The organism is Micromonospora sp. WMMD708 (assembly GCF_049315245.1).
Taxonomy (GTDB): Bacteria; Actinomycetota; Actinomycetes; order Mycobacteriales; family Micromonosporaceae; genus Micromonospora; species Micromonospora wenchangensis.
The window spans coordinates 3,636,257-3,662,799 of sequence record NZ_CP186060.1 but is presented as its reverse complement, the minus strand read 5'-3'; the positions used below and the strand labels follow the sequence as shown (position 1 = coordinate 3,662,799).

The window sequence follows — 26,543 nt, the reverse complement described above, 5'->3', positions numbered from 1 at the left end:
CCTGTGGTGGGAGCGAGAGGGACGATGTTGACCTTCACCGTGACGCACGCCGAGCGGGACGGTGGTGGCGTGTGTCTGCGGCTCGCCGGCGAGCTGGACCTCAGCTCGGCCGGGGTACTCAACACCGAGATCGACCGGCTCGCCGCGGGTGGCGAGCGGCACCTGCTGCTCGACCTCACCGGGCTGACCTTCTGCGACTCCACCGGCATCGCGGCCTTCGTCCGTGGGGACAACCTCGCCGCCGCGCGGGGAGGCTGGCTGCGGCTGTACGGGGCGACCGGCCGGGTCGACCGGGTCCTGCAGATCACCGGCCTGGCCGACGTGCTGTTCTATCAGCCCGACACCGCCGACCCGCGGTCGCCGTCCGCCCGGTGATGGGCTAAATTTCCCCGCCAGCGGGTGACCGCGCAGTTCCCGCTCCACGGGTGACCGCGTTCGGTCAGGCCGCCAACGGGGTACCGAGACCGTCGTCCCCCGCTCGCCGAGACAGACAGGTTGGACCCATGGACCGAGGCGCCACGAACCCCGTCCGCATCCTGGTGGTCGACGACGACCCGGGTGACGTGCTGATGATCGAGGAGGCCCTGGCGGACTCCGGCATCGCCAAGGTCATCGACGTGGTCGGTGACGGTCAGGAGGCGATGGAGTTCCTGCGGCAGGAGGGCCGGCACGTCGACGCCCGTCGCCCCGACGTGATCCTGCTCGACCTGAACATGCCGCGGATGGACGGCCGGCAGGTGCTCGGCGAGGTGAAGCAGGACGACGACCTGCGCACCATCCCGATCGTGGTGCTGACCACCTCCAACGCGGACACCGACATCGTGGGCAGCTACAGCCTCCAGGCCAACGCCTACGTCACCAAGCCGATCGACCTGGACGACTTCAACGACGTGGTGCGCCGCATCGACGAGTTCTTCGGCCGGGTCGTGGTGCTGCCCAAGCGTTCCTGACCGCCCGGGGTGTCCCGGCGCGCCCCGACGCGTCGGGTCCGCCCCGGTCGTCGCCCCCGGGACCCACCCCGCAATTGCTGAACATTTTTCTCGAACCGCCCCGGGGGTCGTCGGCTGCCGCGAGGATCGAGCTGGGACAGACGTACCAGCTTCCTGGGGGGCGACACGTATGAGGTTCTCCGTCGTTGAGTCCGGCTACGACCGGCAAGAGGTCGATTCCTGCCTGGACGAGCTCGGAGTCCGGTTGACCCGGCTCGCCGCGCGGGCGGAGGTGGTCACCGGCGCGGGGCGGGACTGGGACCAGATCCGCCAGGAGACCACCCTGCTCCTGGCGATGGTCGACCGGCGGCGGTCCGACGCCGCCCGGGGCGCTGTCCGGCCGGCGACCCCGGGTGCGGCCGACGACCTGCTGGCCCGGGCCCGCGCCGAGCTGGACGCCGCCCGGGAGGAGGCCCGGCAGTTGCGCGAGCGGGTGTACGCCGAGGCGGTGCAGGCCCGTCGCGAGTTCGAGGCGTCGTTGCACGAACGGCGGCACCGGGCGGCCCGGGTCGACCAGCTCCTGACCGGGCTGACCGTCGGGACCGTGCCGGTCGACACCCCGACCGCCGCCGCCGGGGGTGTCCCGGCGACCCGGGTCGCCACCGGCACCGACGAGGTTGCTGTCGACCAGCCCGAGCCGGGCACCCGGGTCGCCTGACCGGACGCCCCTGCCGGGCCGGACCCGGTCCCGCCGCCGTCCGGTGCGCGGTGGCCGCAGGGCCGGCACCGACTCCGATCCGCCGCCGCCCGACGCGCGGTGGCCGCAGGGCCGGTTCAGATCAGCGCGTCGACCACGGTGGAGGCCCGGTCCTCGTGCCGTGCGTACGCGCCGGGGTAGGCGGAGATCTGCACGGCCTGCGCGGCGGCGGTGATGCTGAGCTGCCGCCAGCCGGGGACCTCGGCCAGCGCGGAGTAGAACGCCCGCGCCGCGTAGGCGGGGCGCATCAGCTGGGCCACCGTGCCCCATCCGCTGCTGGGCCGCTGCTGGAACAGGCCCACCGAGTCGTGGTCCGAACCGCTGCCCTGGTGCGGGTGGTCGTACGACTCGGGTAGCACGTCGCTGGCGAGGTTGTGCAGGTCGCTCTCCTGCATGGCGGTGGCGACGGCGACCACCAGCCCCCGGCGTGGCACCCCCAGCTCGACGCCGACCTCGACGATCACCTGGGCGTTGTCCATCTGCACCCGGGAGAGCCCGGCGACCGGGCGGGGCCGGGCCGGCTTCTTCGTCGGCTTCGGCGTGGCGCCGTGGGTGGCCGACGGGCGGGGGCTGGCCGGCAGGGGGCTGGCCGGCAGGACGGTCCGCTCCCGGGCCCGGGAGGCCCGCTGCTCGTCGGCGGCCCGGTCGGCCAGCACCTCCTGCACCGGTCGGGGTTGCCTGTCGACCCGGTGCGTCCCGGCCAGTGCGACGAGCCCCAGGCAGCAGGTCACACCACCGGCGAGGGCGATCCGGGCAGGGGTCGAGGCGAGCGCCGCACCGATGCCCCGTCGGGGTGGTTCCGGCGCGCGGTGCCGGCCGATCCTCCGTTCGTCCGAGGCCACCGGGGCCGAAGGGGTGGCCGGGCGGTTCCGGGTCGGCTGCTGCGCGGCGGTCTCGTCGGGGTGCACCCGACGAGGTTAGAGAGGTTTCGGCCAGGAACCCGCGGTGGTATGGGTGGCCTACGCCACAATCGGCCCGAATCCGCCCGGATATTCCCCGTATCGGCTTCTCAAAGCCGTGAACCTCGCACGGTACCTTTGTCCGCCATGACGCTCTTACAGTGATGAAGCGGACTGCCGACGGTGCTCGCGGGACGTCGGCCGGGACTCGACCGAACGGGTGAGGCGACCCCGTCGGGACGGTGGGGTCGCCTCACCCGGACGCGGTGGGGCGTCGACGGCTCAGTGCCGGCCGTTGTCGGCCGCGCTCACCGTCAGCCGGTGCCGGGTGCTGTCGTCGCTGGAGAACGGCCACAGCCGGTCGGCGTACGCGACCAGTTCGGCCAACTGCTCCCGGCTCAACCCGGCCGACGAGATGCTGGCGTGCACGTCGGCCCGGTACCGACCGTCGTCGTCGCGCCCGAGCTTCGCCTCGGCGGTCACCTGCACCGTGTGCGCCTCGTCGGTGATCTCCCCGGCCGCCTCGACCGCCGCGTGGTGCAGGCAGGAGGCGAAGGCGGCGGCGAGCAGTTGCTCCGGGGTCAACCCGGTGCAGTGCGGCGCGAGCGGTGACGCCAGCGCGGTGGACAGCCCACCGTCGTCGGTGCGTACGTGCCCGCCCGTGGCGGTCGCGCTGGCCTCGTGCAGCCAGGAACTCGGATCCGGCATCGCGTTCCCCCCTCATCCGTCGGCCGGGTTCCCGGCCACGAACGGGTGAAACGCCCGGTGCGGCGCGCCGACGGCCGGGATCAGACCGGTCCGGTCCGGGACCAGTCGGGCACCGCCACCGCCTCGGTCGCCTCGGCGGCCGCCCGTTCGGTCCACGGCGACACCGACGCGGTGCGGGGCCGGGGCACCGGGGCCAGCATCGGCACGTAGACGCGGGCGTCGACCACCTCCGCCAGCTCCAGCGCCGCCACCAGACTGCTGGGCCGCTCGCGCGGGTCGTCGGCGAGGCAGCGCCGGCACAGCTCGGCCACCTCGGGCGGCAGGCCCGCGACCGGCGGCAACGGCTCCGGCGTGATCTTCCGGCGGGACCCGACCAACTGGGTGGCGGTGGTCCCCGCCGCGTACGGCAGTCGTCCGGTGAGGCAGTAGTAGAGCAGGACACCGACGGCGTACATGTCGGCGGCGGGGGTGGCCGGCTGCCTGTCGAACTGCTCCGGGGCCAGGTACGCCGGAGTCCCCACCAGCATGCCGTCCGGGCGGTGGTCGGGTGCGCCGGCCGGGGTCGCGATACCGAAGTCGAGCACCTTCGCCCCCGACGGGGTGAGCATCACGTTGGCCGGTTTGACGTCGCGGTGCACGATCCCGTGGGCGTGGGCCGCGGCGAGCGCGGCCACCACCTCGGCGCAGACCCGGACCGCGATCCGCCAGTCCAACGGCCCGGCCCGCAGGTGTGCGGCGAGGGTCTCGCCCTCCACCAGCTCCATCACGATGTACGGCAGCTCCCGGCCGGGCAGGGACGTCGAGGTGCCGAAGTCGTGCACGCTGGCGACGTTGGGATGCACCAGCCGGGCGGCGGAGCGGGCCTCGGCCCTGATCCGCTCGACCGAGGTCTGCTCGCCCCGGTGGGCGGGGGACATCAGCTTCACCGCGACCGGCCGGTCCAGGACGATGTCGTGGGCCCGCCAGACCTCCGACATCCCACCCATGCCGATGCGCTGTTCGAGCTGGTACCGCCCGGCCAGCGTCCTCATCGACCCGCTCCCGTCCATGCCGACCGCGTCGCCGGGGTGGCGATGGCGCTGTCGAGCCGGTACCCGGCCGCTGCGCTGGGCAAACCGTACCCGCCCCGCCCCCGGACCCGGTCCCGCCGGGTGGACCCGGTCGAGCCACCCCGGCCCGGCCCCGGGTGCGGTAGCTTGCCGTCAGTGGCCCGCGCGACCGCCGGCCACCGGAGGGAGGCCCGCGATGGGCGAGGTGACCGTACGCTTCGTCGGCGGGCCGGCCCACGACCTGGTCCGTGCCCTGCCGGCCGACCCGGCGGGGACGCCACCCGCCCGCTGGGTGCTGCGCCACCCGGACGCCCCGCCGGCCCCCGGCGGGGGCGGCCCCGACCACCTCTACCAGCGGGACCGGCCGGCCGGCGACGACCACTGGACGATGTCCTTCGTGCACACCTACCCGACCGGCGTGAGCCAGTAGCCGCACGCCGTACCGGCCCGTCGGTGGCCGGGCGCGATCCGGGGAACCGCCCCCCGCCGCCGCCCGGCCCGGTACGGTCGAGCGGGGCCGCGCGCACAGCGGGCGCACAGGATGCGCATAGGTCAGCGCCAGTAACCGGTCCCACGATGGGGGCATGGTGACCGAGGGGCAGACCGCACCGCACCGGATCGAGTTGCGCCGCCCCGACGGCGAACCCGTCCGGGTGCTGGTGGTCGACGACGAACCCACCCTGACCGACCTGCTGTCGATGGCGCTGCGCTACGAGGGCTGGCAGGTGCGCAGCGCGGGCAACGGGATGGCGGCGCTGAGCGCGGCCCGGCAGTTCCAGCCCGACGCGGTGGTGCTCGACGTGATGCTCCCCGACCTCGACGGCTTCCAGGTGCTGCGCCGGCTGCGCGAGCAGACCCCGACCGTGCCGGTGCTCTTCCTGACCGCCCGCGACGCGGTCGAGGAACGGATCGCCGGGCTCACCGTCGGCGGCGACGACTACGTCACCAAGCCGTTCAGCCTGGAGGAGGTCATCGCCCGGCTGCGCGCCCTGCTGCGGCGTACCGGCTTCGCGGTGACCGCCCGGGAGGAGGCCGTGCTCACCGTCGGCGACCTCACCCTCGACGAGGACAGCCACGAGGTACGCCGGGGCGACGACCTGATCACCCTGACCGCCACCGAGTTCGAACTGCTGCGCTACCTGATGCGCAATCCGCGCCGGGTGCTCAGCAAGGCGCAGATCCTCGACCGGGTGTGGAACTACGACTTCGGCGGGCAGGCCAACGTGGTCGAGCTGTACATCTCGTACCTGCGCAAGAAGATCGACGTGGGACGCGCGCCGATGATCCACACCCTGCGCGGCGCCGGTTATGTCCTCAAGCCCGCGCCGTGACCGGCCCGATCGGCTGCGTCGCTGGTGGGCCGGCTGGTCGCTGCGTCGTCGGCTGGTGCTCGCCGTGGTGGCGCTGCTCGCGCTGGTCAGCGTCGGCATCGGCGGGCTGACCACGGTCGCGCTGCGACACTTCCTGATCACCCAGGTCGACACCCAGCTCGCCGGGGACAACCGTCGCTTCGACACCCGGCTGCCCTGGGACCGGACCCCGGGCCAGCCCCGCCCCCTCGACCAGGCCACCGGCCGACAGGGGCAACCCGACCCGCCACCGACCTACCCGGTCGGCTCGATCGGGATGCGGATCATCCCGCAGGAGCAGCCCTCGGCCCGCATCCGCAGCGCCTCCGGCACCACCGAGGCGCTCACCGCCGCCGACGTGGCCCCGCTGACCGCGCTGCCCGCCGACAGCAGGCCGCACACCGTCGACCTCGGCGAGCGCGGCGACTACCGGGCGGTGGCCCGCCAGCTCCCCGACGGCGACATCCTGGTCTTCGCCATCCCGCTCGACGCGGTGCAGGAGACGGTGTGGTGGATGGTCGTCGCCCAGTCGGGCGTCGCCGCCGCCGGCCTGCTCATCGCCGGCAGTCTGGGCGCGTTGATCGTCCGGGTCACGCTGCGCCCGTTGAACCGGGTGGCGGCCACCGCCGGGCGGGTCGCCGAACTGCCGCTGGACCGGGGTGAGGTGGCGCTGTCGGTGCGGGTGCCCGCCGCCGACACCGACCCGCGTACCGAGGTGGGGCAGGTGGGCGCGGCGCTGAACCGGATGCTGGGTCATGTCGCCGCCGCGCTCGCCGCCCGCCAGGCCAGCGAGACCCGGGTACGCCAGTTCGTCGCCGACGCCTCGCACGAGCTGCGCACCCCGCTGGCCGCGATCCGGGGCTATGCCGAGGTGGCCCGGCGGGGCCGGGACCGGGTGCCCCCGGACGTGGCCCACGCGCTGCGCCGGGTCGAATCCGCCAGCACCCGGATGACCAGCCTCGTCGACGACCTGCTGCTGCTGGCCCGGCTGGACTCCGGACGGCCGCTGGCCACCGGACCGGTCGACCTGACCGCACTGGTGGTCGACGCGGTCAGCGACGCGCACGTGGCCGGCGACGGACACCGCTGGCAGCTCGACCTGCCCGACGAGGCGGTGGAGGTACCGGGCGACGCCGTCCGGCTGCACCAGGTGGTGGCGAACCTGCTCGCCAACGCGCGGGTGCACACCCCGCCCGGCACCACCGTCACCACCCGGCTCGCCCCGGTACCCGGCGCGGTGGAGATCAGCGTCACCGACGACGGCCCGGGGGTGCCGGCGGAGCTGCGCGACGAGGTCTTCGAACGGTTCGCCCGGGGCGACAGCTCGCGGTCCCGGGAACACGGCAGCACCGGCCTGGGCCTGGCCATCGTGGCCGCCGTGGTGGAGGCCCACCACGGCACCGTCGCCCTGGAGAGCCGACCGGGCCGCACCGTCTTCACCGTGCGGTTGCCGGACTCCACCGGGCCCGCACCGCGCGACGCCGACCCGCCCACGCCGCCGTATTCCGCCGCGCCCCCGTCGCGTCATTCCGTCGCCCCCGCGTTGCCGGAGGCCGGCGCAGCGGGGCCGCCGGATTCCACAGCCCACGCATAGCCAGGGCACGGGAGCGACCCAACCAGCCCGGCCAGGCTGGCCGCATGGACAGAACCGAGAGCCTGCTGACGACGCCGGCCAGCGCGCCGCACGCCGCGACCGTACCGCCGTCGGGCCAGCCCGACGCCGCGACCGTACCGCCGGCCCGGTCGGCGTCGGTCCACCCGGGCGCGGACGACGCCCCACCACGACGTGACCCGCGCTGGGTGAGACCCGCGCTGGTGGTGCTGCTGCTCGGCACCGGCCTGCTCTACCTGTGGGGCCTGGGGGAGTCCGGCTGGGCGAACTCGTTCTACTCGGCGGCGGTGCAGGCCGGCTCCGAGAGCTGGAAGGCGTTCTTCTACGGATCCTCCGACGCGGCCAACTCGATCACCGTCGACAAGACGCCGGCCGCGCTGTGGCTGATGGCCCTGTCGGTACGGATCTTCGGGCTGAACAGCTGGGCGATCCTGGTGCCGCAGGCGCTGCTCGGCGTCGCCTCGGTCGGCGTCCTGTACGCCACCGTCCGCCGCTGGTACGGCCCGGCCGCCGGGTTGATCGCCGGGACGGTCCTGGCGCTCACCCCGGTCGCCACCCTGATGTTCCGGTTCAACAACCCGGACGCGCTGCTGGTCCTGCTGCTCGTGCTCGGCGCGTACGCCACGGTGCGGGCGGTGGAGACGGCCAGTACCCGGTGGATCGTGCTGGTCGGGGTGCTGGTCGGCTTCGGCTTCCTCACCAAGATGCTCCAGGCGTTCCTGGTGGTCCCGGTCTTCGCCGGGGTCTACCTGCTGGCCGCCCCTACCGGCTTGTGGCGACGGATCCGGCAGTTGCTGCTGGCCGGCCTGGGGCTGGTCGTCGCCGCCGGCTGGTGGGTGGCCACCGTGGAGCTGGTCCCGGCCAGCGCCCGGCCGTACATCGGCGGTTCGCAGAACAACAGCATCCTGGAGCTGACCCTCGGCTACAACGGTCTCGGCCGGATCACCGGTGACGAGGAGGGCAGCGTCGGCGGTGGCGCCCGGATGGGCGGCGGCGGTGGGCCGTTCTCCGGACAGACCGGCTGGCTGCGGATGTTCGACACCGAGGTCGGCGGCCAGATCTCCTGGCTGCTGCCGGCCGCGCTGATCCTGCTCGTCGCCGGCCTGGTGCTGGCGGGCCGGGCGGCGCGCACCGACCGCCGTCGTGCCGGGCTGCTGCTGTGGGGCGGCTGGCTGCTGGTCACCGGGCTGATCTTCAGCTTCATGTCCGGCATCTTCCACGCCTACTACACGGTGGCCCTGGCACCGGCGGTCGGCGCGCTGGTCGGCATCGGCACCGTCCTGCTCTGGCGGGAACGCCGGGCCGCCGCCGGACCCGTCACCCCGGTCACCGGTTCCGCGGTGCCCGCCGGGTCGACCGCCCCGGGTGTCGACGCCGGGACGGCCTCCGCGGCCGCGCCGGTGACCGGTGGTCGCCGGTCCCTGCGGTGGCGGGGGTGGTTCGCCACCGGCACCCTGGCCGTCACCCTGGCGGTGACCGCCTGGTGGTCGTGGCGGCTGCTGGGCCGCAGCCCCGACTTCCAGCCCTGGCTACGGCCGGCCGTGCTGGTCGCCGGGCTCGCCGTGGCGGTGCTGATCCTGCTCACCCGGCGGCTGCCCCGGCGACTGGTGCCGGTGGTGCTGGTGCTCGGCGCATCGGCCGCGCTGGCCGGCCCGGCGGCGTACGCGGCGCAGACCGCCGGCACCCCGCACACCGGGTCCATCCCGAGCGCCGGCCCGAACGTGCAGGGCGGCTTCGGTCCGGGTCGTGGTGGGCCCGGCGGCCGGATGAGCGACGGCATGGAGTTCCCCGGTGGCGGTGGCTTCCCGGGCGGCAACCGGGACGGCGGCACCGGTCAGAACGGTCAGCCCCCCAGCTTCCCCGGCGGTACCGCCAACGGCGGCACCGGCCAGTTCCCCGGCCTCCCCGGCGGCACCGGCCAGGACGGCGGCACCAGTCAGGACGGGGGCACCGGGCCGAACAGTGGTACCGGTCAGGACGGTGGGCGTACCGGGGGTGGCCAGGGACGCATGGCCGGCGGGATGGGCGGCCTGCTCGACTCCCGGGAGCCGAGCGCCGCGCTGAAGGCGCTGTTGACGGCCGACGCCGACGACTACACCTGGATGGCGGCGACCGTCGGCTCCAACAACGCTTCCGGCTACCAGCTCGCCACCGGTCGGCCGGTGATGGCCGTCGGCGGCTTCAACGGCAGTGACCCGTCGCCCACCCTGGCCCGGTTCCAGGAGTACGTGGCGGCCGGGAAGATCCACTACTTCATCGGCGGGAGTGGCTTCCGGGCCAACGGCGGCAGCTCCGCCTCCCAGGAGATCACCACCTGGGTCACCGAGAACTTCACCGCGCAGACCGTCGACGGAGTCACCGTCTACGACCTCACCAGCGCCGGACAGGAGGCACAGTGATGACCGCGATCGGCAGCCCCCGGCCCGCCGTCGAGACCCGGACCGGCGCCCCGACCGCCGTACTCGACGTGGTGGTGCCGGTATACAACGAGGAGGCCGACCTCGGTCCCTGCGTACGCCGGCTGCACCAGCACCTCAGCGCGCACTTCCCGTACCCGTTCCGGATCACCGTGGCGGACAACGCCAGCGTCGACGGCACCCTCGCCGTGGCCGAGGCGCTCGCCGCCGAACTCCCGCACGTCGAGGTACGGCACCTGGACGCCAAGGGACGCGGTCGGGCGCTGCGGGTCGCCTGGTCGGCGTCGGACGCCCCGGTGCTGGCGTACATGGACGTGGACCTGTCGACCGACCTGGCCGCGTTGCTGCCGCTGGTCGCCCCGCTCATCTCCGGCCACTCGGACCTCGCCATCGGCACCCGGCTGGCCCGGACCTCCCGGGTGGTGCGGGGCGCCAAGCGGGAGGTGATCTCCCGGGCCTACAACCTGCTGCTGCGGGGCGCCCTCGCCGCCCGGTTCTCCGACGCGCAGTGCGGCTTCAAGGCGATCCGCGCCGACGTGGCCCGGGAGCTGCTGCCGCTGGTGCAGGACACGGGCTGGTTCTTCGACACCGAGCTGCTGGTGCTCGCCCAGCGCGCCGGACTGCGCATCCACGAGGTGCCGGTGGACTGGGTTGACGACCCCGACAGCCGGGTCGACATCGTGGCCACCGCCCTGGCCGACCTGCGTGGCATCGGCCGGCTGGGGCGGGCGCTGGTCACCGGGGCGTTGCCGCTGGCCGCGCTGCGCGCGCAGTGGGGCCGGGCGCCGCTGGCCGCCGCACCGGCGCGGGTGCCGGCCGGGCTGCCCGGCCAGCTGGCCCGGTTCGCCCTGGTCGGCGTGGTCAGCACGGTGGCGTACCTGGTGCTGTTCGTGGCGACCCGGGGGATGCTCGGCGCGCAACCGGCGAACCTGCTGGCGCTGTTGGTGACGGCGGTGGGCAACACGGCGGCGAACCGCCGGCTCACCTTCGGCATCACCGGCCGGCGGGCCGCCGGCCGGCACCACCTGCAGGGGTTGCTCGCCTTCGCCCTCGGCCTGGCGTTGACCAGCGGTGCGCTCGCCGCCCTGCACGCGGTCAGCACCCCGTCCCGGCCGGTCGAACTGGCCGTGCTGGTGGTCGCGAACCTGGCCGCGACGGCGCTGCGGTTCCTGCTGCTGCGCCTGGCGATGCACCACCGCCGGACCTGACCGGCCGGGCCGGCGCGTTGTCGCCCTGCGGGCCCCGCACCACCCGGCACCGGGCGGCGCGGGGCCCGCAGGGCGCAGGGCTGATGCCGGTGGGAGAGCCCGGCGTCAGTTCACCGGTGTGACCACCCGGGACACCTCCGGCAACGCGACGGTACGCGCCACCGCCTCCGTGGCCTGAGGGGAGAAGTCGGCGGTGGTCGCCCGGACGACCAGTTCCGGGTCCAGCCGCACCGACGTGGTGCTGCCCGAGCCGAGCAGGGCGAGCAGGGCGTGCAGGGCCTGCGAGCCCATGTCGCGCAGCGGGGTACGGATCGAGGTGAGCGGCACCAGAAGCTGGGCGTCCACGTCGATGTCGTTGTAGCCGACCACCGCCACCTCCCGGCCGACCCGCAGGCCGTGGTCGCGCAGGGTGCCCATCGCCCCGATCGCGGCGAAGTCGTTGACCGCGAAGACCCCGTCGGGACGACCGGTGCCCAGCAGCCCGGCCATCGCCGAGGCCCCACCGGCGACGTCGAAGGTGGACGGTGCGACCCACCGGGGGTCGACCGGCACGCCCCGGGCCTTCGCCGCGGCGAGGAAGCCGGCGACCCGGTCGGCGGAGGTGCTGGCGTGCCCGGGACCGGCGATCACCGCCAGCCGCCGGCAGCCCACGTCGATCAGGTGCTCGGCGGCGAGCCGACCACCGAGGCGGTCCCGGCCGGTCACCGACGGGAAACCCCGGGAGGCCCGGCTGACCAGCACGAACGGCACCCCGTCGGCGGCCAGCCGGGCCAGCATCGGATCGTTGCGGCGGGCGTCACCGATGATCAGGCCGTCCACCCGTTCCCCGATCAACCGTTGGATGCGCAGCGCCCGCGCCTCGTCGTCGTCCCAGCTGCTGCTGACCACCGCCTGGTAACCGGCGGCGGCAGCGGCGGCGTCGATGCCCTCGAAGACGGTGGCCAGCACGATGTCGGTGATCCGGGGGACCAGTACGCCGATCACCCCGGTCTTGCCGCTGCGCAGGCTGGCCGCCCAACGGTCCCGGTGGAAACCCAGCTCCCGGGCGGCGGCGACGATCCGGTCCGCGGTCGCCGGGGCGACCCGGACGTCGTCGCCGCGCAGCACCCGGGACACCGTGGAGACGTGCACACCGGTGTGGCTGGCGACATCGCGCAGGGTCACCCGCTTGTTCACTGTGCCTCCCGTGCCGGACCGGTACCCGTACCCGGCAACCTAGCTGAGATGACTGCCCCCGTTCACATCGAAGGTCATGCCGGTGACCGTGGCGCAGGAATCGGAGAGCAGGAACAGCACGATGTCGGCGATCTCCTGCGCCGAGGAGACCCGGCCCAGCGGCATCCGGGCCCGCAGCCCCGCCTTCTGCTCGGCGGTGAGCCGGTCGTGCATCGGGGTGGCCACCGGTCCGGGCGCGACGGCGTTGACCCGTACCCCCTGCGGTCCGAAGTCGACGGCCAGGTGCCGCATCAGGCCCAGCACCCCCGCCTTCGCCGCCGCGTACGCCGTGCCCGACAGCCGGGTGCCGCCGTCGCGGGCGTTGAGGCTGCTCATCAGCACCAGCGACCCGCCGCCGGCCGCCGCCATCCGGGGCACCACGGCCTGGCTGACGACGAACGCGGCGGTGAGGTTGTTGCGCAGGGTGCGTTCCCACTCGGCGAGGCTGGTCTGTTCGATGCCACCGGCGCTGACCACCCCGGCCAGGTGGGCCACCCGGCGCGGGGTGCCGATCGCGTCGACGAACTCGCCCACCGCGACCGGGTCGGCGGCGTCCACGCCGGTGGAGACGTCCAGCACGTGCACCGTCTCGCCCCGGGCGCGGGCGGTGGCGACCACCGCCGCGCCGATGCCGCTGGCTCCGCCGGTCACCAGCAGGCTCACGACGTACCGCCGAGGATCTCGTCGCGGGCCCGCCGGTAGGCGTCGGAGAGCAGCATCTCCGGCTGGGAGTAGACGACGAAGCGGACCCCCCGGTCGATCCAGCGGCGGGCCTCCTCGGCAGAGTAGGCCAGCATGCCGGCGACCCGGCCGGCGGCGACGACCCGCTCGACGAAGTCGACCGCGTGCTTCTCCACCTCCGGGTGGGTGGGCTGGTAGCCCAGGCCCAGCTTGACCGACAGGTCGGCCCGGCCGAGCATCAGCACGTCGAGGTCGGCGGCGAGGATGTCGTCGAGGTTGGCCAGTCCGGTGGGGGTCTCGACCAGGGCGACGACGGTGGTGTTCCGCCCGGCCCAGGTCAGGTAGCGGTCGAAGTCGCCCCGGGCGGTGCCGTGCCCGGCGGCCCGCGCCGCCGAGCACAGCGTCCGGTCACCGACCGGCGGGTAGTGGGTCAACCGGGCCGCCTCGACGGCCTGCGCACCGGTCTCCACCAGCGGCAGCACCACCCCGCCGGCGCCGCTGTCCAGGGACCAGAGCAGGTCCTTCTCCTCGATCCGGCGCAGCCGGACCAGCGGGGTGGTCCCCGCCGAGCCGGCCGCCCGGACCATCGCCAGCACGCTCTGCTCGTCGGCCGCGGCGTGCTCGGTGTCGACGACCAGGAAGTCGTAGCCGAGGACGCCGAGGATCTCGCCGATCGCCGGTTCCTGGAGCAGGGTCAGGCTGCCGAGGGCGACGCCACCGTCGCGCAGCACCTCGGCCAGCCGGCTCGGACGGGGAAACATCAGGACTCCAGCTTCTGGACGCTGCCGCAGTCGCGGTTGGCCGGCACCTCGCCGACGATCTTCAGGGCGGCGTCGACGACGGAACCGTCGTGCCACTCACCGACCTCGGGCAGCTTCTCGATGATCTTGTTGTCGAGCAGCCACTTGCCGTCCTCGGCGACCACCGTGGCGGTGTCCACCCGACCGTTCGGGTCCATGTACGGCCACTGGTCGGTGCCGTACAGCTTGGTGATCGTCTCCGCCGGCACCTTGGTCCGCTCGGCCACGATCTTGATCACGTCGTCCTTGTTGGCCGGGTCCTGGTAGTAGCGCACACCCTCCAGCCAGCCGGCCATCCACCGCGCCGCGACCTCGGGCCGCTTGCTGATGAAGTCCTGCGACATGGTGATCAGGCCCTGCTCCTGGTTCGGGGCCACCTCGTTCATCGCCAGCACCCGCTTGGCCTGCCCGTCGGTGATGAGCTGGTACGCCAGCGGCTGGACCACGAAGCCGGCGTCCACCGCACCGCTCTTGAGCGCGTTGGCCGTGTCCGGGTAGCTCAGGGTGACGATCTGCCCCAGGTCGGACTGCTTGAGCCCGACCTCACCCAGCGCCCGGTCCAGCCAGTACTCGGTGGTCGAACCCTTGGCCAGGATGGCGACCTTCTTGCCCTTGAGGTCGGCCACGCTCTTCAGGCCGCCGTCGAAGGCCTGGGTCCGGGCCAGCAGGAGGTTGTCCGACGCGCACCGGTACTGCTGCCGGTCGGCCACCGCCCGCACCCGCAGCCCCTGGTTGACCGCGTTGAACAGCGCGCCACCGGTGCCCGGGATGTTCACGTCCAGCTTGCCCTGACCCTGCACCGCGAGCCGGGAGTAGATGTCGGCGTTGCTGAACTCCACCTCGACCTGGTGCTTGCCGAAGAAGCCCTTCGCGTCAGCCACCATCATCGGGGCCAGCGAGAGGATCTCCAGCGAGTTGACAGTCACCTTGTCGGTGCCGCCGGCACCCGTCGACTCCGCGTCGTCACCGCAGGCCGCGGTGCCGAGCAGCAGGCTCGCCCCCAACAACGCGGCGATGACACCCTTTTGCTTGATCGTCGTGATCCGCTTGATTGTCATGATTGGCCCTCCGTCCAGCTGAAGAAGCGCCGCTGCACCCGCAGCGTCACCGTGGTGAGGAAAAAGCCCATCGCCGCGATCACCGCGAGCGTGGCGTACATGTTGTCGATCTGATAGATCTGCCAGTACCGCCAGGTCATCGACCCGACGCCGTCACTGGCGGCGAGGAACTCGCCGGCGATCGTGCCCAGCAGGGCAAGCCCCGCGGCCAGCCGGATACCGGCGAAGATGGACGGCAGGGCGCCCGGCAGGACGATCTTCCAGAGGATCTGCTGCCGGCCGGCGCCCAGGTTGCGGGCCATCAGGATCAGCCGCTCGTCGACCTGGAGCACCCCGGACATCGCGTTCACCACCGCCGGGAAGAACGAGATGATGCCGGCGAGCACCACGATCGGCCGTCCGCCGGTGCCGAAGATGACCAGCAGCAGCGGCAGGATCGCCACCACCGGGATCGGGTACGTGATGGCGATCAGCGGATCGATCAGCACCCGCACCCACCGGGACCGTCCCATCGCGATGCCCAGCAGCGTCGCCGGGATCACCCCGAGCAGGAAACCGAGCAGGATGCGCTGGGCGGTGATCCCGATGTTCGGCAGCAGCTCCCCGGAGGAGAACAGGTCGACAAGCGCCTGCACGCACTCAGACGGGGCCGGGAAGAAGGTCTTGTCGATCAGCCCGGCCATGCTGCCGACCTGCCACAGCGCCAGCACCACGACCACCGGCACCATGCTGCCCAGCCCGCTGCTGAGCAGCTTGAACCCGCGACCCGGCGGTCGTTCCGCGCGGGGGTCCACCGCGTAGCGGACCACGGGTTCGTCGGTCGCCCGCTCCCGGGTCGGCACGCTCTGCTCGCTCATCGGTCCCCCTTCGCTTCCGCCCACTCGGCCGCCAGGGTGGCGTCCCGCAACTGCGCCCACAGGTGGCGCTTCAACTCGGTGAACCGCGGGTCCAACTCGACGTCGCGGGTACGCGGCCGGGGGAACGGCACCCGGATCTCCTCGACCACCCGGGTCGGCCGGGGACCGAGCACGATGATCCGGTCCGCCAGCAGCAGCGCCTCCTCGATGCTGTGCGTGATGAACAGGACCGTCTTGCGGTGCCTCGACCAGACCTGGAGCAGTTCGTCCTGCAACAGGGTCCGGGTCTGGGCGTCCACCGCCGCGAACGGCTCGTCCATCAGCAGGACCTCGGGGTCGCTGGCCAGCGCACGGGCGATCCCGGCCCGCTGGCGCATCCCGCCGGACAACTCGTGCGGCTTGTTGTCGGCGAACGCCTCGATGCCCATCATCGTCAGGTGCTCCCGGGCCACCTCCCGCCGCCGGGCGGCGGGCACCCCGCGCAGTTCCAGGCCGAACGCCACGTTGTCGGCGATGGAGCGCCACGGGATCAGCGCGTAGTCCTGCCAGACGATCGAGGTGAGCGGGCCGGCGGCGGTGCGCTCCCCGACGAACCGGATCTCCCCGTCGTCCGGCCGGCGCAGCCCGCCGAGCAGGCCGAGCAGCGTCGACTTGCCGCACCCGCTCGGCCCGATGACGCAGATGAACTCCTGCGCCTCGATCGTGGTGCTGAGGCTGCCGACCACGGACAGTCGGCTCCCGTCGGCCCGGGGATACCCCTTGGCCACGTTGTCGATCTCGATGCGCATGGTCACTGCCCTCCGTGGGCCGGCAGGTCGGAGTAGTTGTGGTGCCACCAGTCGGCGATGTCGCGCCGCCGGGCGAACCAGACGCCGGGCAGGTCCTGCGCCCAGGCGATGAGGTCACGCAGCGCGGAGGCCCGCCCGGCCTGGCCGATCAGCCGGGCGTGCAGCCCGATCGAGATCATCTTGGGGGAGGTCTCGCCCTCCTCCCACAGGTACTCGATGCCCCGCCGGCAGTTCTCGAAGAAGTCGGTCGGGTTGCCGTAGCCGGGGCTGAAGGCGAACCGGCCGTCGTTGTACGTGTGCGTGTACGGCACCACCAGGTGCCGCTGCCCCGCCACCTGCACCCAGTACGGCAGGTCGTCGTTGTAGGCGTTGGAGTCGTACCGGAAGCCGCCCTCCTCGACCAGCAGCCGCCGGGTGCGGTCCGACGGGGCGTACCGGGAGTACCAGCCGACCGGGCGCTCCCCGCACAGCTCGGTGATCGTCGCCACCGCCTGCCGGATCTCGGCGCGTTCCTCGTCCTCGGTCATCCCCGACGGCTCCCGCCAGCGCAGGCCGTGCGAGCAGATCTCGTGCCCGGCGTCGACGAACGCCCTGGTCAGCGGCCGGTTGCGGGCCAGCGCCTCGGCGCAGCCGTACACGGTCACCGGGGTCTGCGTCCGGTCGAACAGCCGCAGCAGCCGCCACGCCCCGGCCCGGCTGCCGTACTCGTAGACCGACTCCTGGGACAGGTCCCGGTGCTCGGCGCTGGTCGGCGTGTACGAGATCTCGCCGACCCACTCGTTGACGCTGTCGCCGTCGAGGAGGCTGTGTTCGGCGCCCTCCTCGTAGTTGAGGCACAGGCTCACCGCCACCCGGGCGCCACCGGGCCACTCGACGCGGGGCAGGTCCCCGCCGTAGCCGATGAAGTCCCGCTCGGTGCCGGGTTCGACTCTGATCACCATGTCGTCGTGTCCTTTCTGCCGGAGGGGCCGGCCCCAGCGGGAACCGGCGGCGGACCGCCGTTCGGATTCGGTGCCCCGCCGCGCACCAGCGCGGTGAGGTCTCGCAGTCGGGTCGCCCCGGGCGCGCGGGCCAGCCCGTGCAGCAGCTCGGCCGCCCCGCCCGGCACCCCCGGGGTACGCAGCAGCGCGGCGTCGACGGCGGCCAGGTCGTCGGCCGTCATCGGGTCCTCCCGGTCGCCGTGGTGGAACCGGGCCCGCCCGGTCAGCCGGGACCCGCCGTGGGTCGTCACCTCCACCACCGCCGGCCGGCCCGCCGGATACCCCGGGTCGAGCCCCGGGTCGTGGCGTACGCTCACCCGCTCGGCGAGCCGGGCGGCGCGGGCCCGTCGGTCGTCCGCCGGCCCGTCCGGGGCGCCCGGGTCGGTGCCGAGCAATGCACAGGCCACCACCCACGGGATGCTGAACTGGCGGGCCAGCCGGCCGACCGGACGCCGCCCGGCGAGCAGGGCCGCCCCCGCGTAGGTGTGCACGGTCACCGCCGCCACCTCGTCGGCCGGTAGGTCCCGGGCCATCGCGCGGGCCACCGTCCAGGCGGTCAGGGTGTGCGCGCACACCCCGACCGGCTTGAAGTAGACGTCGGGCAGCAGCGGTCGGGGCAGCAGCGCGGCGTCCACCGGCCGGTCGGTGCCGCCCTGGTGGACGGTCCGGCCGAGGTGGGGCAGTGCCGGGCCGGTGGCCGGGAACCCGGCGTCGGCGAGCCGGGCGACGGTCAGCCCGTTGGCGGTGCCGAGGGCGGGCAGCAGGTAGTGGGCGGCGTTGCCCCGCCGGGTGTCGGCCTCCGGCCCGGCCAGCGCCACGGTCAGCGCCAGGTTCACCGTGTCGGTCAACGCGGCGGCGTCCTGACCGGCGACGACCCCGGCGGCGGCTGCGGCGGCACCGGTGCCCCACCCGCCGTGCGGGTGCACCCCGGGGCGGGGCGCGCCCAGCAGCAGCCCGAGCCGGGCGCCCACCTCCCAGCCGACCGCCAGCGCCCGCAGGAACACCCGCAGGCTGCGGTCGTCGACCTCGGCGGCGGCCAGGGCGGCGGCGTACGCGTGCAGCCCCGGGTGTCCCCGGGATTCGCGCAGCCCCTCGTCGCACTGGCTGACGGTGATCGCCGCCGCCGTCACCGCGGCGGCCCGCGCCGGCTGGTCCGTCCCGCCCGGCGCGGCCAGCAGGGTGCACGGGCCGTCCGGGTCACCGACGGTGTCCAGCCCGGCGGGCAGGTGCCCGCGGGCCGCGACGGCGTTGGCGGTCAGCCGGGCCGCCACCTGCCGCACCAGCACCTGTCCGGTGCCGGTGGCCAGCAGCGTGTCGGCGGCCTCGACGGCACCGGCGACGAGCGTGGCCAGCACGTCACCGCAGGCATCCCCCCGCCGGTGTCCGGTCACGGCGTGATCACCTGCTTGCCGAGCACCCGCCGGTCGGCGAGCGCCTGGTGGGCCCGGCCGGCGTCGGCGAGCGACAGGACCGCGTCGACCCGGGGGGTGAGCTGTCCCGCCGCGACCAGGCCCAGCACCCGGGCGATCTCGTCGGGACGCTGGCTGCGCGAACCGCGCAGTTCGTACTCGTTGCGGAAGGTCTCGATGAGGTCGAGGTGCGGGTGCTCCCCGGCGTGGCCGCCGCCGACGATCAGCCGGCCGGTGGGGGCGAGGGTGCCCAGCGCGGCCTCGAAGACGTCGCCGCCGATGTGTTCGACGATCACGTCGAAACCCGCGCCGCCGGTGACCTTCCGGGCCTCGGCCGCCCAGTCGGGGTCGCGGGTGCTCAGCACCGCGTCCGCGCCGAGCGAGGCGACGAAGTCGGCCTTCGCCGGGTCGCCGATGAGGCCGACCACCCGGGCGCCGCCGAGCTTGGCGAGCTGGACCACCGCGTGCCCGAGCCCACCGGCGGCCCCCGGGGCGAGGACCCACTCGCCGGGGGCGAGCCGGCCGATGGAGTACAGGGTGCGCCAGGCGGTGCCGAAGGAGATCGGGGCGGCGGCGGCGACCACCGGGTCGAGGTCGCCGATGTCCAGCAGGCCGCGCGCCGGGGCCACCGCGTGCCGGGCGTACCCGCCCCACCTGGTGATGCCGGGCATGTCGGCGTTCGGGCAGAGGTTGGCCCGTCCGGTCAGGCAGCGGGGGCAGCTCTCGCAGGGCGTGTTGGGCAGCACCAGCACGCGGTCGCCCGGGGTCCGTCCGGTGACCCGGGAGCCGAGGCGTTCCACTACCCCGACGACCTCGCGGCCGAGCACGTGCGGCAGCCGCAGCGGCATCCGGGACACCCCGCTGCGCAGGTCGGCGTCGAGGTGGTTGACGGCGACCGCGAGCACCCGCAGCAGGACCTCGTCGGGGCCGGGTTCGGGCAGGTCGACCTCGGTGAGGGTGAGCGTCTCGGGGCCGCCGTACCCGTTCATGGTCACTGCTTGGGTCTTCACGCGCGACGTCCTTCCACCATGGTGCGTAGGGCTTCCGGCACGGCGCCGGGTTCTTCGACGGCCAGGGCGAGGGCCAACGCGACCCGGGCCTGGGTGCCGGTGAGGTCACCGGCGAAGAGCACGCCGGCGCGGGCGAGGGTCGCCCCGCCACCGGCGTAGAGCGGGCGGACCCGGCCCGCCCCGGTCCGGCTCGTGATGACCACGGGTACGCCGCGCCGGCGGGCCTCCGCGATGGCCTCGGCGACCGCGGGTGGGGCGTTGCCCGCGCCGAACGCCTCGACCACGATGCCGGCGGCCCCGGCGTGCAGCGACGCGCGCAGGTGGGTGCCGTCCGCGCCCGCGACGAGCTTGACCAGGTCCACCCGGGGCAGTCGGGCGGGGACCGGCAGGTGCGCGTAGTGCCCGCCCCGGGCGGCGGTGGAGACCCGCAGCACGCCGTCCGGGTCGACCAGGGCCAGCACGCCGGCGGTGCCGCCGGAGAACGCCGACACCGCCGAGGTGTGCACCTTGCGGCTCTCCACCGCGGCGTACGCGACACCGCCCATGACCGTCGCCGCACCGAGCGGCTGGGGCGCGGTGACCACCCGGATCGCGTCGGCGAGGTTGCGCCCGGCGTCGGAGTCGGGCTCGTCGGCGCCGCGCTGGGCCCCGGTCAGCACGACCCGGGCGTCGGGGCCGGTGAACTGCCCGGTCAGGTAGGCGGCCTCCTCCAGCGTGTCGGTGCCGTGGGTGACGACCACGCCGGAGAATCCGTCGTCGAGTTTGGCCCGTACCGCCCGGACGGTGGTCAGCATGTCGTCCAGGGAGAGCGTGAAGCTCGGCCGGCAGGACAGGTCGAAGCCGTGGATCTCCGCGTCGGTCGTGCCGGGGACGTTCTTCAGCAGGTCCGTGACGGAGTCGGTCACGGCCAGGCCCTCGTCGGGGTCCCACCGCGACGCGATCGTCCCACCGGTTGCCAGAACCGCGATCCGCACCAGCCACACCCCCTTGCGCAAACGATTGCTCAGTCGAGGTGATGACGGTTGCACAAACGTTCGTCCTGCACAAGAGCTGCGAGAACGTGAACCCGTAGAAGTTATGGATTGGTGGCCGGGGCGATGACGCGCTGATGTCGTGCCTGTTGCGGTGTCCGTCGCCGTCCGGTTCCCCGGGACGCCGGCGTCGGGTCGCGGTGATAGGCCGACGGCGTGGCAGGCTGGGGTCGTGTACCGGGAACGGCCCGCCGGGGTGATCGACGGCGCGGTGCTCTGGGCGAGCGAGAGCCGCCCGGACGCCCCACCGACCCGGGTGCTGCCCGACGGCTGTCTCGACCTGCTCTGGTCCAGCCGGGCGGGCCTGCTGGTCGCCGGCCCGGACCGCACGGCGCAGCTCAGCGTGTCGGTGCCGGGGGAGCGGTGGCGCGGCGTCCGGCTGCCGCCCGGGGTGGGCCCGGCCGTCTTCGGCGTTCCCGCCGACGAACTGCGGGACCTCCGGGTCCCCCTCGACGCCCTCTGGGGGCGTGCCGCCGTCCGGCTCGCCGAGCAGCTCGGCACCGCGCCCACCGCCGCCGCCCTGGCCGTGGTCGCGGCCGACCGGCTCGCCCGGTCCGGCGGCGTCGACCCGCTCGGCCCCCGGGTGGCCGCGCTGCTCGCCGCCGGCGCCACGGTCACCGCGACCGCCGCCGAGATCGGCCTGGGCCCGCGTGCCCTGCACCGGCGCAGCCGGTCCCTCTTCGGGTACGGTCCCAAGACCCTCGCCCGGATCCTGCGGCTGCACCGCGCCCTGGCGCTGGCCCGTCGCGGCGTCGGACTGGCCGAGGTGGCCGCCCTCGCGGGTTACGCCGACCAGGCGCACCTCACCCGCGATGTCCGGGACCTGGCCGGCGTCCCACCGACCACCCTGCTCGCCCGCTGAGCACCCACGTCACCCCACCCCGGCCGGGTTCCTGCGGCCGGGTGCCGGGAGCGCGGGGGCCCGCGTGCTGCGCCCAGCGGTCCACCCCACCCGGTGCCCGTCACGATGGGCGCGGCGAGGGGGTGTGGTTGTGCGGTGCGGGCCCTTTCGACCTGATGGCGTCAACGCATCACCCGCCGACCCGGGCGGCCGGGAGCCTGCCCGGACCGGCCCGGTCCACGTCGCGGTGAATCGCTGGCGTCATCAGCCGGTCCACGTCGCGGTGAATCGCTGGCGTCATCAGATCGAAAGGACTCGCACCCACCACCGGCTCCTGATCCTGACGCACCCGTCCCGGGCCCGGTCGGCCGTCACCCTCCGCGCCTGACGCGTCCACTGCGCGGCACACCCGGCCAGGTCTCCACCCGGGAAGGGCGGCCGGTGGGTCAGCCCGCGTCGAGGGGGGCGAAGAGGTCCACTCCGTTGCCGTCAGGGTCGTGCAGGATGGCGTACCGCTGACCCCAGAACGCGTCCCACGGGGCGACCTCGCCGTGGAAGCCCGCCTCGGTGAGCGCTGTCCAGTACCGGTCCACCTCGGCCGGGTCGGCGCACAGGAAGGCGAGGCTGGCGCGCGGGCTGCCGCTGGGCGGCGTCCAGTCGGGGTGGAAGCCGCGCAGCATCGTCACGGTGTCCCAGGCCAGTCGCAACCCACCGGGCAGGGTGACCTCGACGTGGTCCTCGTGGTCCGCCGCGGCGGGGATGTCCAGCCCGAGCCGGCGGTAGAAGTCCAGGGTGCGGGCCATGTCGTTGACCGCGGTGCCGATGAGGTCGAAGCGGGGCGTCATGTGGCCAGGGTAGGTCCGACGCCACCGCGGGGTCTTGAACGGAACGGACCGGGCCGAGGAGACCATGTCCCCCTCGTGGCGGGACCGGACGACGTACCGTGTCAGGGGAGTAAACCGCCCTTAAGGTGTAAATGCCTCAACTGGCGTACCCGTCGGCGGTCCATGACGGCGAAGGAAGGGAGCGGGCCGATGATGCACCTGGCCTACCTGGACGCGGGATCCGGCAGCCTGATCGTGCAGGCGGTGGTCGGCGGAACAGCGGGCGCAGCGGTCGCCGCGAAGCTCTACTGGCGGCGGGTGGCGGCCCGGTTCCGGCGCGGGTCCGCCGAGCCCGCCGAGGCTCCCGTGTCCGGCCAGCCCGAAACCACCGCGGCCGGCCAGCCCGCCACGGCACCCGCCGAGGCGGCCCGGGTCGACCGGCAGCCGCGCCAGCCGGCCGGCAACTGACCGGGGGCGTACCGATGACCGCCGCCGACCTGCGCATCCGGCCGGAACCCGGCTCCTTCCGCGACCCCGCCAACCGGGTCTTCCACCTGGGCGACCAGGTGCTGCGTGGCCTCGGCCCGCAGGGTGCCGCCGACTGGCAGGCGCTCGCCGGCAGCGGGTTCTTCGCCGCTCTGCTCGCCGAGGGCAAGGTCTGCGGCACCGCCCCGGTCGACCCGGCGACGCTGCCGGACACCGGGTGGACGACGGTGCTGCGACACGAGCGCATCCCGTTCGTGTCGCACCCCTACGAGTGGTCGTTCGGCATGCTGCGCGACGCCGCCCTGCTGCACCTGGAGATCCTGCGCCGGGCCCTCGAAGCGGGGTTCACCACCAAGGACGGCTCGGCCTACAACCTCCAGTGGCGCGGGGCCACCCCGGTCTTCATCGACGTCGGCTCGTTCGCGCCGCTGACCGAGGGCGAGCCGTGGGCCGGCTACCGGCAGTTCTGCCAGACCCTGCTCTACCCGCTGCTGCTGCAGGCCCACCTCGGCGTGAACTTCCAACCCTGGCTGCGGGCCCGGGTCGACGGCATCGAGGCCGACCAGATGCGCCCGCTGTTCCGGGGCGTCCGCCGACTGCTGCCCGGGGTGCCGACCCATGTTCACCTGCACGGCGCGATGCAGGCCCGGCACGCCGGGGCCAGCAGCAGCGCCGTCGCCGCCCAACTGCGCGACGCCGGCTACTCCCGTGACCTGGCGCTGGCCACCGTACGCCGGTTGGCGCGGTTGGTGCGCCGGCTGGACCGCCGGGTCGACGGCGGCCACTGGGTCGACTACCAGCGCACCTGCGGCTACACCACGGCGGACCGGGCGGCCAAGGAGAGCTTCGTCGAGGCGGCGGTGGCGGACGTCGCCGCCGGTCTGGTGCTCGACCTCGGCGCCAACGACGGCCGGTACGCGCGGATCGCCGCCCGGCACGCCGCCCAGGTGGTCGCCGTCGAGCAGGACCCGGCCGTGGTGGACGCCCTCTACCGGGCGCTGCGGGCCGAGGGCGACCGGCGCATCCTGCCGTTGGTGATGGACCTCGCCGACCCGTCGCCCGGCGGCGGCTGGCGGGGCGTCGAACGGGCCGGGTTCGCCGACCGGGCCCACGCCGACGTGGTGCTCGCCCTCGCCGTGGTGCACCACCTGGCGATCGGCCGTAACGTGCCGCTGGCCGAGGTGGTCGGGCAACTGGCCGGTTACGTCCGGCCCGGCGGACGGCTGGTGGTGGAGTTCGTCCACCCGCAGGATCCGATGGCGCGGCGGCTGTTGGCGAACAAGCCGGCCGGTCTCTTCCCCGACTACCACCGCGACGAGTTCGCCCGGCTGCTCGCCGCCCGCTGCCGCGTCGAACGACAGCAGGAACTGCCCTGCGGCACCCGGACGCTCTACCAGGCGGTGGTGGATGGCTGAGCCTGCTCCGACCGGCACCGCGGTCCGGCCGGCGTCCACCGCGCCGCCGGTGCCGGACGGCACGCCCGCCCCGGCCGGCTGGCGGGTGGAGCTGCGCCGGGCGTACGAGGTGCTGGCCCTGGTCGGACTGGTGGTCACCCAGCCCCTGCTCGACGTGCTCGGGCGCAGCCCCGACTTCTTCCTGTTCCACCGGGCCACCAGCGGGGACGTGCTCGCGCTGGTGGCGGTGGTCGCGCTGGTGCCCGGTGCGGTGGTGGTGCTGCTCGGGACGGCGACCCGGCTGGCCGGCGTCCGGGTCCGGGCGGGTGCCCACACGGTGGCCCTCGGGCTGCTGCTGGCCGCGTTGGCGGTGCAGGTGGGCCGGCAGGCGACGCCGCTGCGGGGCGTACCGCTGCTGGTGGTGGCGGCGCTGGTCGGGGCCGGTGGGGCGGTGGCGTACCGGCGCTGGTCGGTGCTCGGCCGGGTGTTGCGGGTGGCGGCCCTCGGGCCGCTGGTCTTCGTCGGGTTGTTCCTGTTCGCCTCGCCGGCCTCGGCGGTGGTGCTGCCCCGCGCGCACGCGGGCGTCGACGGGGTGGCCGGGCCGGGCTCCCACCCGCCGGTCGTCATGATCGTCCTCGACGAGTTGCCGCTGGTGTCGCTGCTCGGCCCGGACGGGCGGATCGACGCGACCCGCTACCCGAACTTCGCCGAGCTGGCCGGCGGGTCGACCTGGTACCGCAACGCCACCGGGGTCAGCGGGTGGACGCCGTACGCGCTGCCGGCGATGTTGACCGGACGGTACCCGTCCGCCCCGTCCGCCCCGCACTACTCGCAGTACCCGGACAACCTCTTCACCGCGCTCGGCGGCCTGTACGACATCCGCGCGCAGGAGAGCATCACCCGGCTCTGCCCACCCAGCCGCTGTGACCAGCCGGTCGCCCCCGAGCAGGGGCTCGGCGTGCTGGTGCGGGAGAGCGGAGCGCTGCTGGGCCGGATCGCCGCCCCGGTGGACAGCCGCATCGACCCGCAGGAGTCGTACCGGGAGCAGACCGCCGCCGAGGTGGGTCTGGACGCCGCCGAACCGGTCCCGGCCGACCCGAAGTTCCGTTGGGACAGCCTGAACGACAACCAGCCGGCCCGGTTCACCGCGTTCCTGGCCGGGCTGCGCCCGGCCGACCGGCCGACCCTGCACTTCCTGCACCTGCTGATGCCGCACGCGCCGTGGGTGTTCCTGCCGTCCGGGGCGCGTTACGACGCACCGGACGACCTGCCCAACGACGGCGCGGGTTGGGCGGAACTGGCCCGGACCCGGCACCTGGCCCAGTTGCGGTACACCGACCGGCTGGTCGGCGAGACGCTGCGCACCCTGCGCGCCTCCGGCCTGTACGACAGGTCACTGGTCGTGCTCACCGCCGACCACGGGGTGAGTTTCACCCCGGACTGGCAGGGGCGGGGGATGGGTGCCATCGAGCACGCCCCCGGCGAGGTGGCCTGGGTGCCGCTGTTCGTCAAGGAGCCCGGCCAGCGCGCCGGCCGGGTCGACGACCGCAACTGGGAGCACGTCGACCTGTTGCCCACCATCGCCGACGAGGTGAACGTGCGGGTCCCGTGGCGGCTCGACGGGCGCTCGGCGCAGCAGCCGCCCCGGGAGCGGACCGAGAAGTACTTCTACGACCGGCCCGGTGAGCGGGTGGTCCTTCCCGGCGGGGTGCCCGCCCGACCCGTGCCGCCCGCCCCCCACCCGCTGGTCGGTACGACGGTGGGGGAGAGGCCGTCGTCGGGTGGCACCGCCTCGGTGGCGCACCTGGGCGCGTTCGACCACGTCGACCCGGCGGCGGGGGAGTTGCCGGCCCTGGTCTGGGGCACCGTGCCCCGGGAGGTGCCGGACGGCACGCTGCTCGCCGTCGCGGTCAACGGCCGGATCGGCGCGGTCGTCCCCGTGGTGCCCCCGGACAAGGGGGGTCGCCGGTTCGCGGCGTTCCTCCCCGACGACCATCTGTTCCGGGCCGGCGCGAACCGGTTGGACATCTACCGGGTGGACCCCGGCGACACACTGCGCCGGTTGACCCTTTCCTGAGCCTTCGTCGGCTTTCGCCGCTTTACACCGTGCCGTTCCCGGCGTCCGCTCGCGGGTGACCGGCCCGCGCCGGTACGGGTTTCCGCGCCGCCGGGTCGGGAAACGGGTGACGCATACCTCACCGCAGAACCACGGCGGGCGGTATCCCCGCGACCGCGATTACG

25 protein-coding genes and 1 pseudogene are annotated in these 26,543 nt (G+C 74.2%); 12 read left to right on the top strand and 14 right to left on the bottom strand.

Going from position 1 to position 26,543, the window contains the following annotated elements; genetic code table 11:
* Positions 1 to 24: 24 nt before the first annotated feature.
* From ACN260_RS16240 to ACN260_RS16230, 3 genes are all read left to right on the top strand, one after another.
* Positions 25 to 375, top strand: a complete 351-nt coding sequence (locus ACN260_RS16240; RefSeq protein ID WP_422751906.1) for an STAS domain-containing protein — start codon at positions 25 to 27, stop codon at positions 373 to 375.
* Between the two features lie 128 nt (positions 376 to 503).
* Complete coding sequence (locus ACN260_RS16235; protein WP_088645276.1) at positions 504 to 950, top strand: response regulator; 447 nt, start codon at positions 504 to 506, stop codon at positions 948 to 950.
* Positions 951 to 1,119: 169 nt separating this feature from the next.
* On the top strand, positions 1,120 to 1,647 hold the full coding sequence (locus ACN260_RS16230) for an ATPase (protein ID WP_422751905.1): 528 nt from the start codon (positions 1,120 to 1,122) through the stop codon (positions 1,645 to 1,647).
* A gap of 116 nt (positions 1,648 to 1,763) precedes the next feature.
* On the opposite strand, the gene ACN260_RS16225 is transcribed toward ACN260_RS16230, so the two are convergent.
* The 3 genes from ACN260_RS16225 to ACN260_RS16215 all read right to left on the bottom strand — a co-directional run bounded on the left by ACN260_RS16225 (position 1,764) and on the right by ACN260_RS16215 (position 4,324).
* Entirely contained in the window at positions 1,764 to 2,594 is an 831-nt protein-coding gene (locus ACN260_RS16225) for a hypothetical protein (RefSeq protein ID WP_422751904.1), read from the bottom strand.
* Between the two features lie 273 nt (positions 2,595 to 2,867).
* Positions 2,868 to 3,293, bottom strand: coding sequence for an OsmC family protein (locus tag ACN260_RS16220; RefSeq protein ID WP_422751903.1), 426 nt, complete (start codon positions 3,291 to 3,293; stop codon positions 2,868 to 2,870).
* Positions 3,294 to 3,373: 80 nt separating this feature from the next.
* A complete protein-coding gene (locus ACN260_RS16215; protein WP_422751902.1) occupies positions 3,374 to 4,324 on the bottom strand; it encodes a serine/threonine-protein kinase in 951 nt (316 codons plus the stop codon).
* Positions 4,325 to 4,538: 214 nt separating this feature from the next.
* Between ACN260_RS16215 and ACN260_RS16210 the strand changes: the two genes are divergently transcribed.
* The 5 genes and pseudogenes from ACN260_RS16210 (at position 4,539) to ACN260_RS16190 (ending at position 10,928) form a co-directional block, all read left to right on the top strand.
* On the top strand, positions 4,539 to 4,772 hold the full coding sequence (locus ACN260_RS16210) for a hypothetical protein (protein ID WP_422751901.1): 234 nt from the start codon (positions 4,539 to 4,541) through the stop codon (positions 4,770 to 4,772).
* A gap of 154 nt (positions 4,773 to 4,926) precedes the next feature.
* Positions 4,927 to 5,673 (top strand): response regulator transcription factor, encoded by a 747-nt coding sequence (locus tag ACN260_RS16205; protein ID WP_204924579.1) that lies wholly within the window; start codon positions 4,927 to 4,929, stop codon positions 5,671 to 5,673.
* Positions 5,651 to 7,162, top strand: a pseudogene (locus ACN260_RS16200) (HAMP domain-containing sensor histidine kinase); the annotation flags it as partial. The gene ACN260_RS16205 and the pseudogene ACN260_RS16200, both read left to right, overlap by 23 nt.
* Positions 7,163 to 7,329: 167 nt before the next feature.
* On the top strand, positions 7,330 to 9,702 hold the full coding sequence (locus tag ACN260_RS16195) for a glycosyltransferase family 39 protein (RefSeq protein WP_422751900.1): 2,373 nt from the start codon (positions 7,330 to 7,332) through the stop codon (positions 9,700 to 9,702).
* Positions 9,702 to 10,928: a glycosyltransferase gene (locus ACN260_RS16190; protein ID WP_422751899.1), complete on the top strand. Its 1,227-nt coding sequence runs from the start codon at positions 9,702 to 9,704 to the stop codon at positions 10,926 to 10,928. Before ACN260_RS16195 ends, ACN260_RS16190 begins: the two co-directional genes overlap by 1 nt.
* A 105-nt stretch (positions 10,929 to 11,033) precedes the next feature.
* Here the strand turns inward: ACN260_RS16190 and ACN260_RS16185 are convergent, their stop codons facing one another.
* The 10 genes from ACN260_RS16185 to ACN260_RS16140 are packed head-to-tail and all read right to left on the bottom strand — an operon-like array spanning position 11,034 to position 20,700.
* Positions 11,034 to 12,104 carry a LacI family DNA-binding transcriptional regulator gene (locus tag ACN260_RS16185; protein ID WP_422751898.1) on the bottom strand — a complete coding sequence of 357 codons (1,071 nt, stop codon included), beginning with the start codon at positions 12,102 to 12,104 and terminating at the stop codon, positions 11,034 to 11,036.
* 39 nt (positions 12,105 to 12,143) lie between these two features.
* Positions 12,144 to 12,806: an SDR family NAD(P)-dependent oxidoreductase gene (locus ACN260_RS16180; protein ID WP_422751897.1), complete on the bottom strand. Its 663-nt coding sequence runs from the start codon at positions 12,804 to 12,806 to the stop codon at positions 12,144 to 12,146.
* Positions 12,803 to 13,585 carry an HpcH/HpaI aldolase family protein gene (locus tag ACN260_RS16175; RefSeq protein ID WP_364314607.1) on the bottom strand — a complete coding sequence of 261 codons (783 nt, stop codon included), beginning with the start codon at positions 13,583 to 13,585 and terminating at the stop codon, positions 12,803 to 12,805. The genes ACN260_RS16180 and ACN260_RS16175 overlap by 4 nt, the downstream gene beginning before the upstream one ends.
* The gene (locus tag ACN260_RS16170) at positions 13,585 to 14,682 is read right to left on the bottom strand and encodes an ABC transporter substrate-binding protein (protein WP_422751896.1); all 1,098 of its coding nucleotides are present in this window, start codon (positions 14,680 to 14,682) and stop codon (positions 13,585 to 13,587) included. The genes ACN260_RS16175 and ACN260_RS16170 overlap by 1 nt, the downstream gene beginning before the upstream one ends.
* Positions 14,679 to 15,539: an ABC transporter permease gene (locus tag ACN260_RS16165; RefSeq protein WP_421481699.1), complete on the bottom strand. Its 861-nt coding sequence runs from the start codon at positions 15,537 to 15,539 to the stop codon at positions 14,679 to 14,681. Before ACN260_RS16165 ends, ACN260_RS16170 begins: the two co-directional genes overlap by 4 nt.
* Positions 15,536 to 16,327, bottom strand: a complete 792-nt coding sequence (locus tag ACN260_RS16160; protein WP_228544614.1) for an ABC transporter ATP-binding protein — start codon at positions 16,325 to 16,327, stop codon at positions 15,536 to 15,538. Before ACN260_RS16160 ends, ACN260_RS16165 begins: the two co-directional genes overlap by 4 nt.
* A 2-nt stretch (positions 16,328 to 16,329) precedes the next feature.
* Positions 16,330 to 17,268 (bottom strand): polysaccharide deacetylase family protein, encoded by a 939-nt coding sequence (locus ACN260_RS16155; RefSeq protein ID WP_088645263.1) that lies wholly within the window; start codon positions 17,266 to 17,268, stop codon positions 16,330 to 16,332.
* Entirely contained in the window at positions 17,262 to 18,698 is a 1,437-nt protein-coding gene (locus ACN260_RS16150; protein ID WP_422751895.1) for an MmgE/PrpD family protein, read from the bottom strand. The genes ACN260_RS16155 and ACN260_RS16150 overlap by 7 nt, the downstream gene beginning before the upstream one ends.
* Positions 18,695 to 19,726: a quinone oxidoreductase family protein gene (locus ACN260_RS16145; RefSeq protein ID WP_422751894.1), complete on the bottom strand. Its 1,032-nt coding sequence runs from the start codon at positions 19,724 to 19,726 to the stop codon at positions 18,695 to 18,697. The genes ACN260_RS16150 and ACN260_RS16145 overlap by 4 nt, the downstream gene beginning before the upstream one ends.
* Entirely contained in the window at positions 19,723 to 20,700 is a 978-nt protein-coding gene (locus tag ACN260_RS16140; RefSeq protein ID WP_422751893.1) for an asparaginase, read from the bottom strand. The genes ACN260_RS16145 and ACN260_RS16140 overlap by 4 nt, the downstream gene beginning before the upstream one ends.
* A 229-nt stretch (positions 20,701 to 20,929) precedes the next feature.
* On the opposite strand from ACN260_RS16140, the gene ACN260_RS16135 reads away from it, so the two are divergent.
* Positions 20,930 to 21,619 (top strand): helix-turn-helix domain-containing protein, encoded by a 690-nt coding sequence (locus ACN260_RS16135; RefSeq protein ID WP_422751892.1) that lies wholly within the window; start codon positions 20,930 to 20,932, stop codon positions 21,617 to 21,619.
* Positions 21,620 to 22,044: 425 nt separating this feature from the next.
* Here ACN260_RS16135 and ACN260_RS16130 read toward each other — a convergent pair whose 3' ends face one another.
* Positions 22,045 to 22,443 carry a VOC family protein gene (locus ACN260_RS16130; RefSeq protein ID WP_422751891.1) on the bottom strand — a complete coding sequence of 133 codons (399 nt, stop codon included), beginning with the start codon at positions 22,441 to 22,443 and terminating at the stop codon, positions 22,045 to 22,047.
* A gap of 189 nt (positions 22,444 to 22,632) precedes the next feature.
* Between ACN260_RS16130 and ACN260_RS16125 the strand changes: the two genes are divergently transcribed.
* From ACN260_RS16125 to ACN260_RS16115, 3 genes are read left to right on the top strand one after another with little or no spacing between them, the layout of a single operon-like run.
* Positions 22,633 to 22,890, top strand: coding sequence for a hypothetical protein (locus ACN260_RS16125; RefSeq protein WP_422756883.1), 258 nt, complete (start codon positions 22,633 to 22,635; stop codon positions 22,888 to 22,890).
* 14 nt (positions 22,891 to 22,904) lie between these two features.
* Positions 22,905 to 24,323, top strand: coding sequence for a class I SAM-dependent methyltransferase (locus ACN260_RS16120; protein ID WP_422751890.1), 1,419 nt, complete (start codon positions 22,905 to 22,907; stop codon positions 24,321 to 24,323).
* The gene (locus tag ACN260_RS16115) at positions 24,316 to 26,379 is read left to right on the top strand and encodes a sulfatase-like hydrolase/transferase (protein ID WP_422751889.1); all 2,064 of its coding nucleotides are present in this window, start codon (positions 24,316 to 24,318) and stop codon (positions 26,377 to 26,379) included. The genes ACN260_RS16120 and ACN260_RS16115 overlap by 8 nt, the downstream gene beginning before the upstream one ends.
* Positions 26,380 to 26,543: the final 164 nt, after the last annotated feature.

Coding starts and splice junctions, on each gene's coding strand:
- ACN260_RS16240 (WP_422751906.1), top strand. CDS start 25: ATGTTGACCTTCACCGTGACGCACGCCGAGCGGGACGGTGGTGGCGTG.
- ACN260_RS16235 (WP_088645276.1), top strand. CDS start 504: ATGGACCGAGGCGCCACGAACCCCGTCCGCATCCTGGTGGTCGACGAC.
- ACN260_RS16230 (WP_422751905.1), top strand. CDS start 1,120: ATGAGGTTCTCCGTCGTTGAGTCCGGCTACGACCGGCAAGAGGTCGAT.
- ACN260_RS16220 (WP_422751903.1), bottom strand. CDS start 3,293: ATGCCGGATCCGAGTTCCTGGCTGCACGAGGCCAGCGCGACCGCCACG.
- ACN260_RS16215 (WP_422751902.1), bottom strand. CDS start 4,324: ATGAGGACGCTGGCCGGGCGGTACCAGCTCGAACAGCGCATCGGCATG.
- ACN260_RS16210 (WP_422751901.1), top strand. CDS start 4,539: ATGGGCGAGGTGACCGTACGCTTCGTCGGCGGGCCGGCCCACGACCTG.
- ACN260_RS16205 (WP_204924579.1), top strand. CDS start 4,927: ATGGTGACCGAGGGGCAGACCGCACCGCACCGGATCGAGTTGCGCCGC.
- ACN260_RS16195 (WP_422751900.1), top strand. CDS start 7,330: ATGGACAGAACCGAGAGCCTGCTGACGACGCCGGCCAGCGCGCCGCAC.
- ACN260_RS16190 (WP_422751899.1), top strand. CDS start 9,702: ATGACCGCGATCGGCAGCCCCCGGCCCGCCGTCGAGACCCGGACCGGC.
- ACN260_RS16175 (WP_364314607.1), bottom strand. CDS start 13,585: ATGTTTCCCCGTCCGAGCCGGCTGGCCGAGGTGCTGCGCGACGGTGGC.
- ACN260_RS16170 (WP_422751896.1), bottom strand. CDS start 14,682: ATGACAATCAAGCGGATCACGACGATCAAGCAAAAGGGTGTCATCGCC.
- ACN260_RS16165 (WP_421481699.1), bottom strand. CDS start 15,539: ATGAGCGAGCAGAGCGTGCCGACCCGGGAGCGGGCGACCGACGAACCC.
- ACN260_RS16160 (WP_228544614.1), bottom strand. CDS start 16,327: ATGCGCATCGAGATCGACAACGTGGCCAAGGGGTATCCCCGGGCCGAC.
- ACN260_RS16155 (WP_088645263.1), bottom strand. CDS start 17,268: ATGGTGATCAGAGTCGAACCCGGCACCGAGCGGGACTTCATCGGCTAC.
- ACN260_RS16130 (WP_422751891.1), bottom strand. CDS start 22,443: ATGACGCCCCGCTTCGACCTCATCGGCACCGCGGTCAACGACATGGCC.
- ACN260_RS16125 (WP_422756883.1), top strand. CDS start 22,633: ATGATGCACCTGGCCTACCTGGACGCGGGATCCGGCAGCCTGATCGTG.
- ACN260_RS16120 (WP_422751890.1), top strand. CDS start 22,905: ATGACCGCCGCCGACCTGCGCATCCGGCCGGAACCCGGCTCCTTCCGC.
- ACN260_RS16115 (WP_422751889.1), top strand. CDS start 24,316: ATGGCTGAGCCTGCTCCGACCGGCACCGCGGTCCGGCCGGCGTCCACC.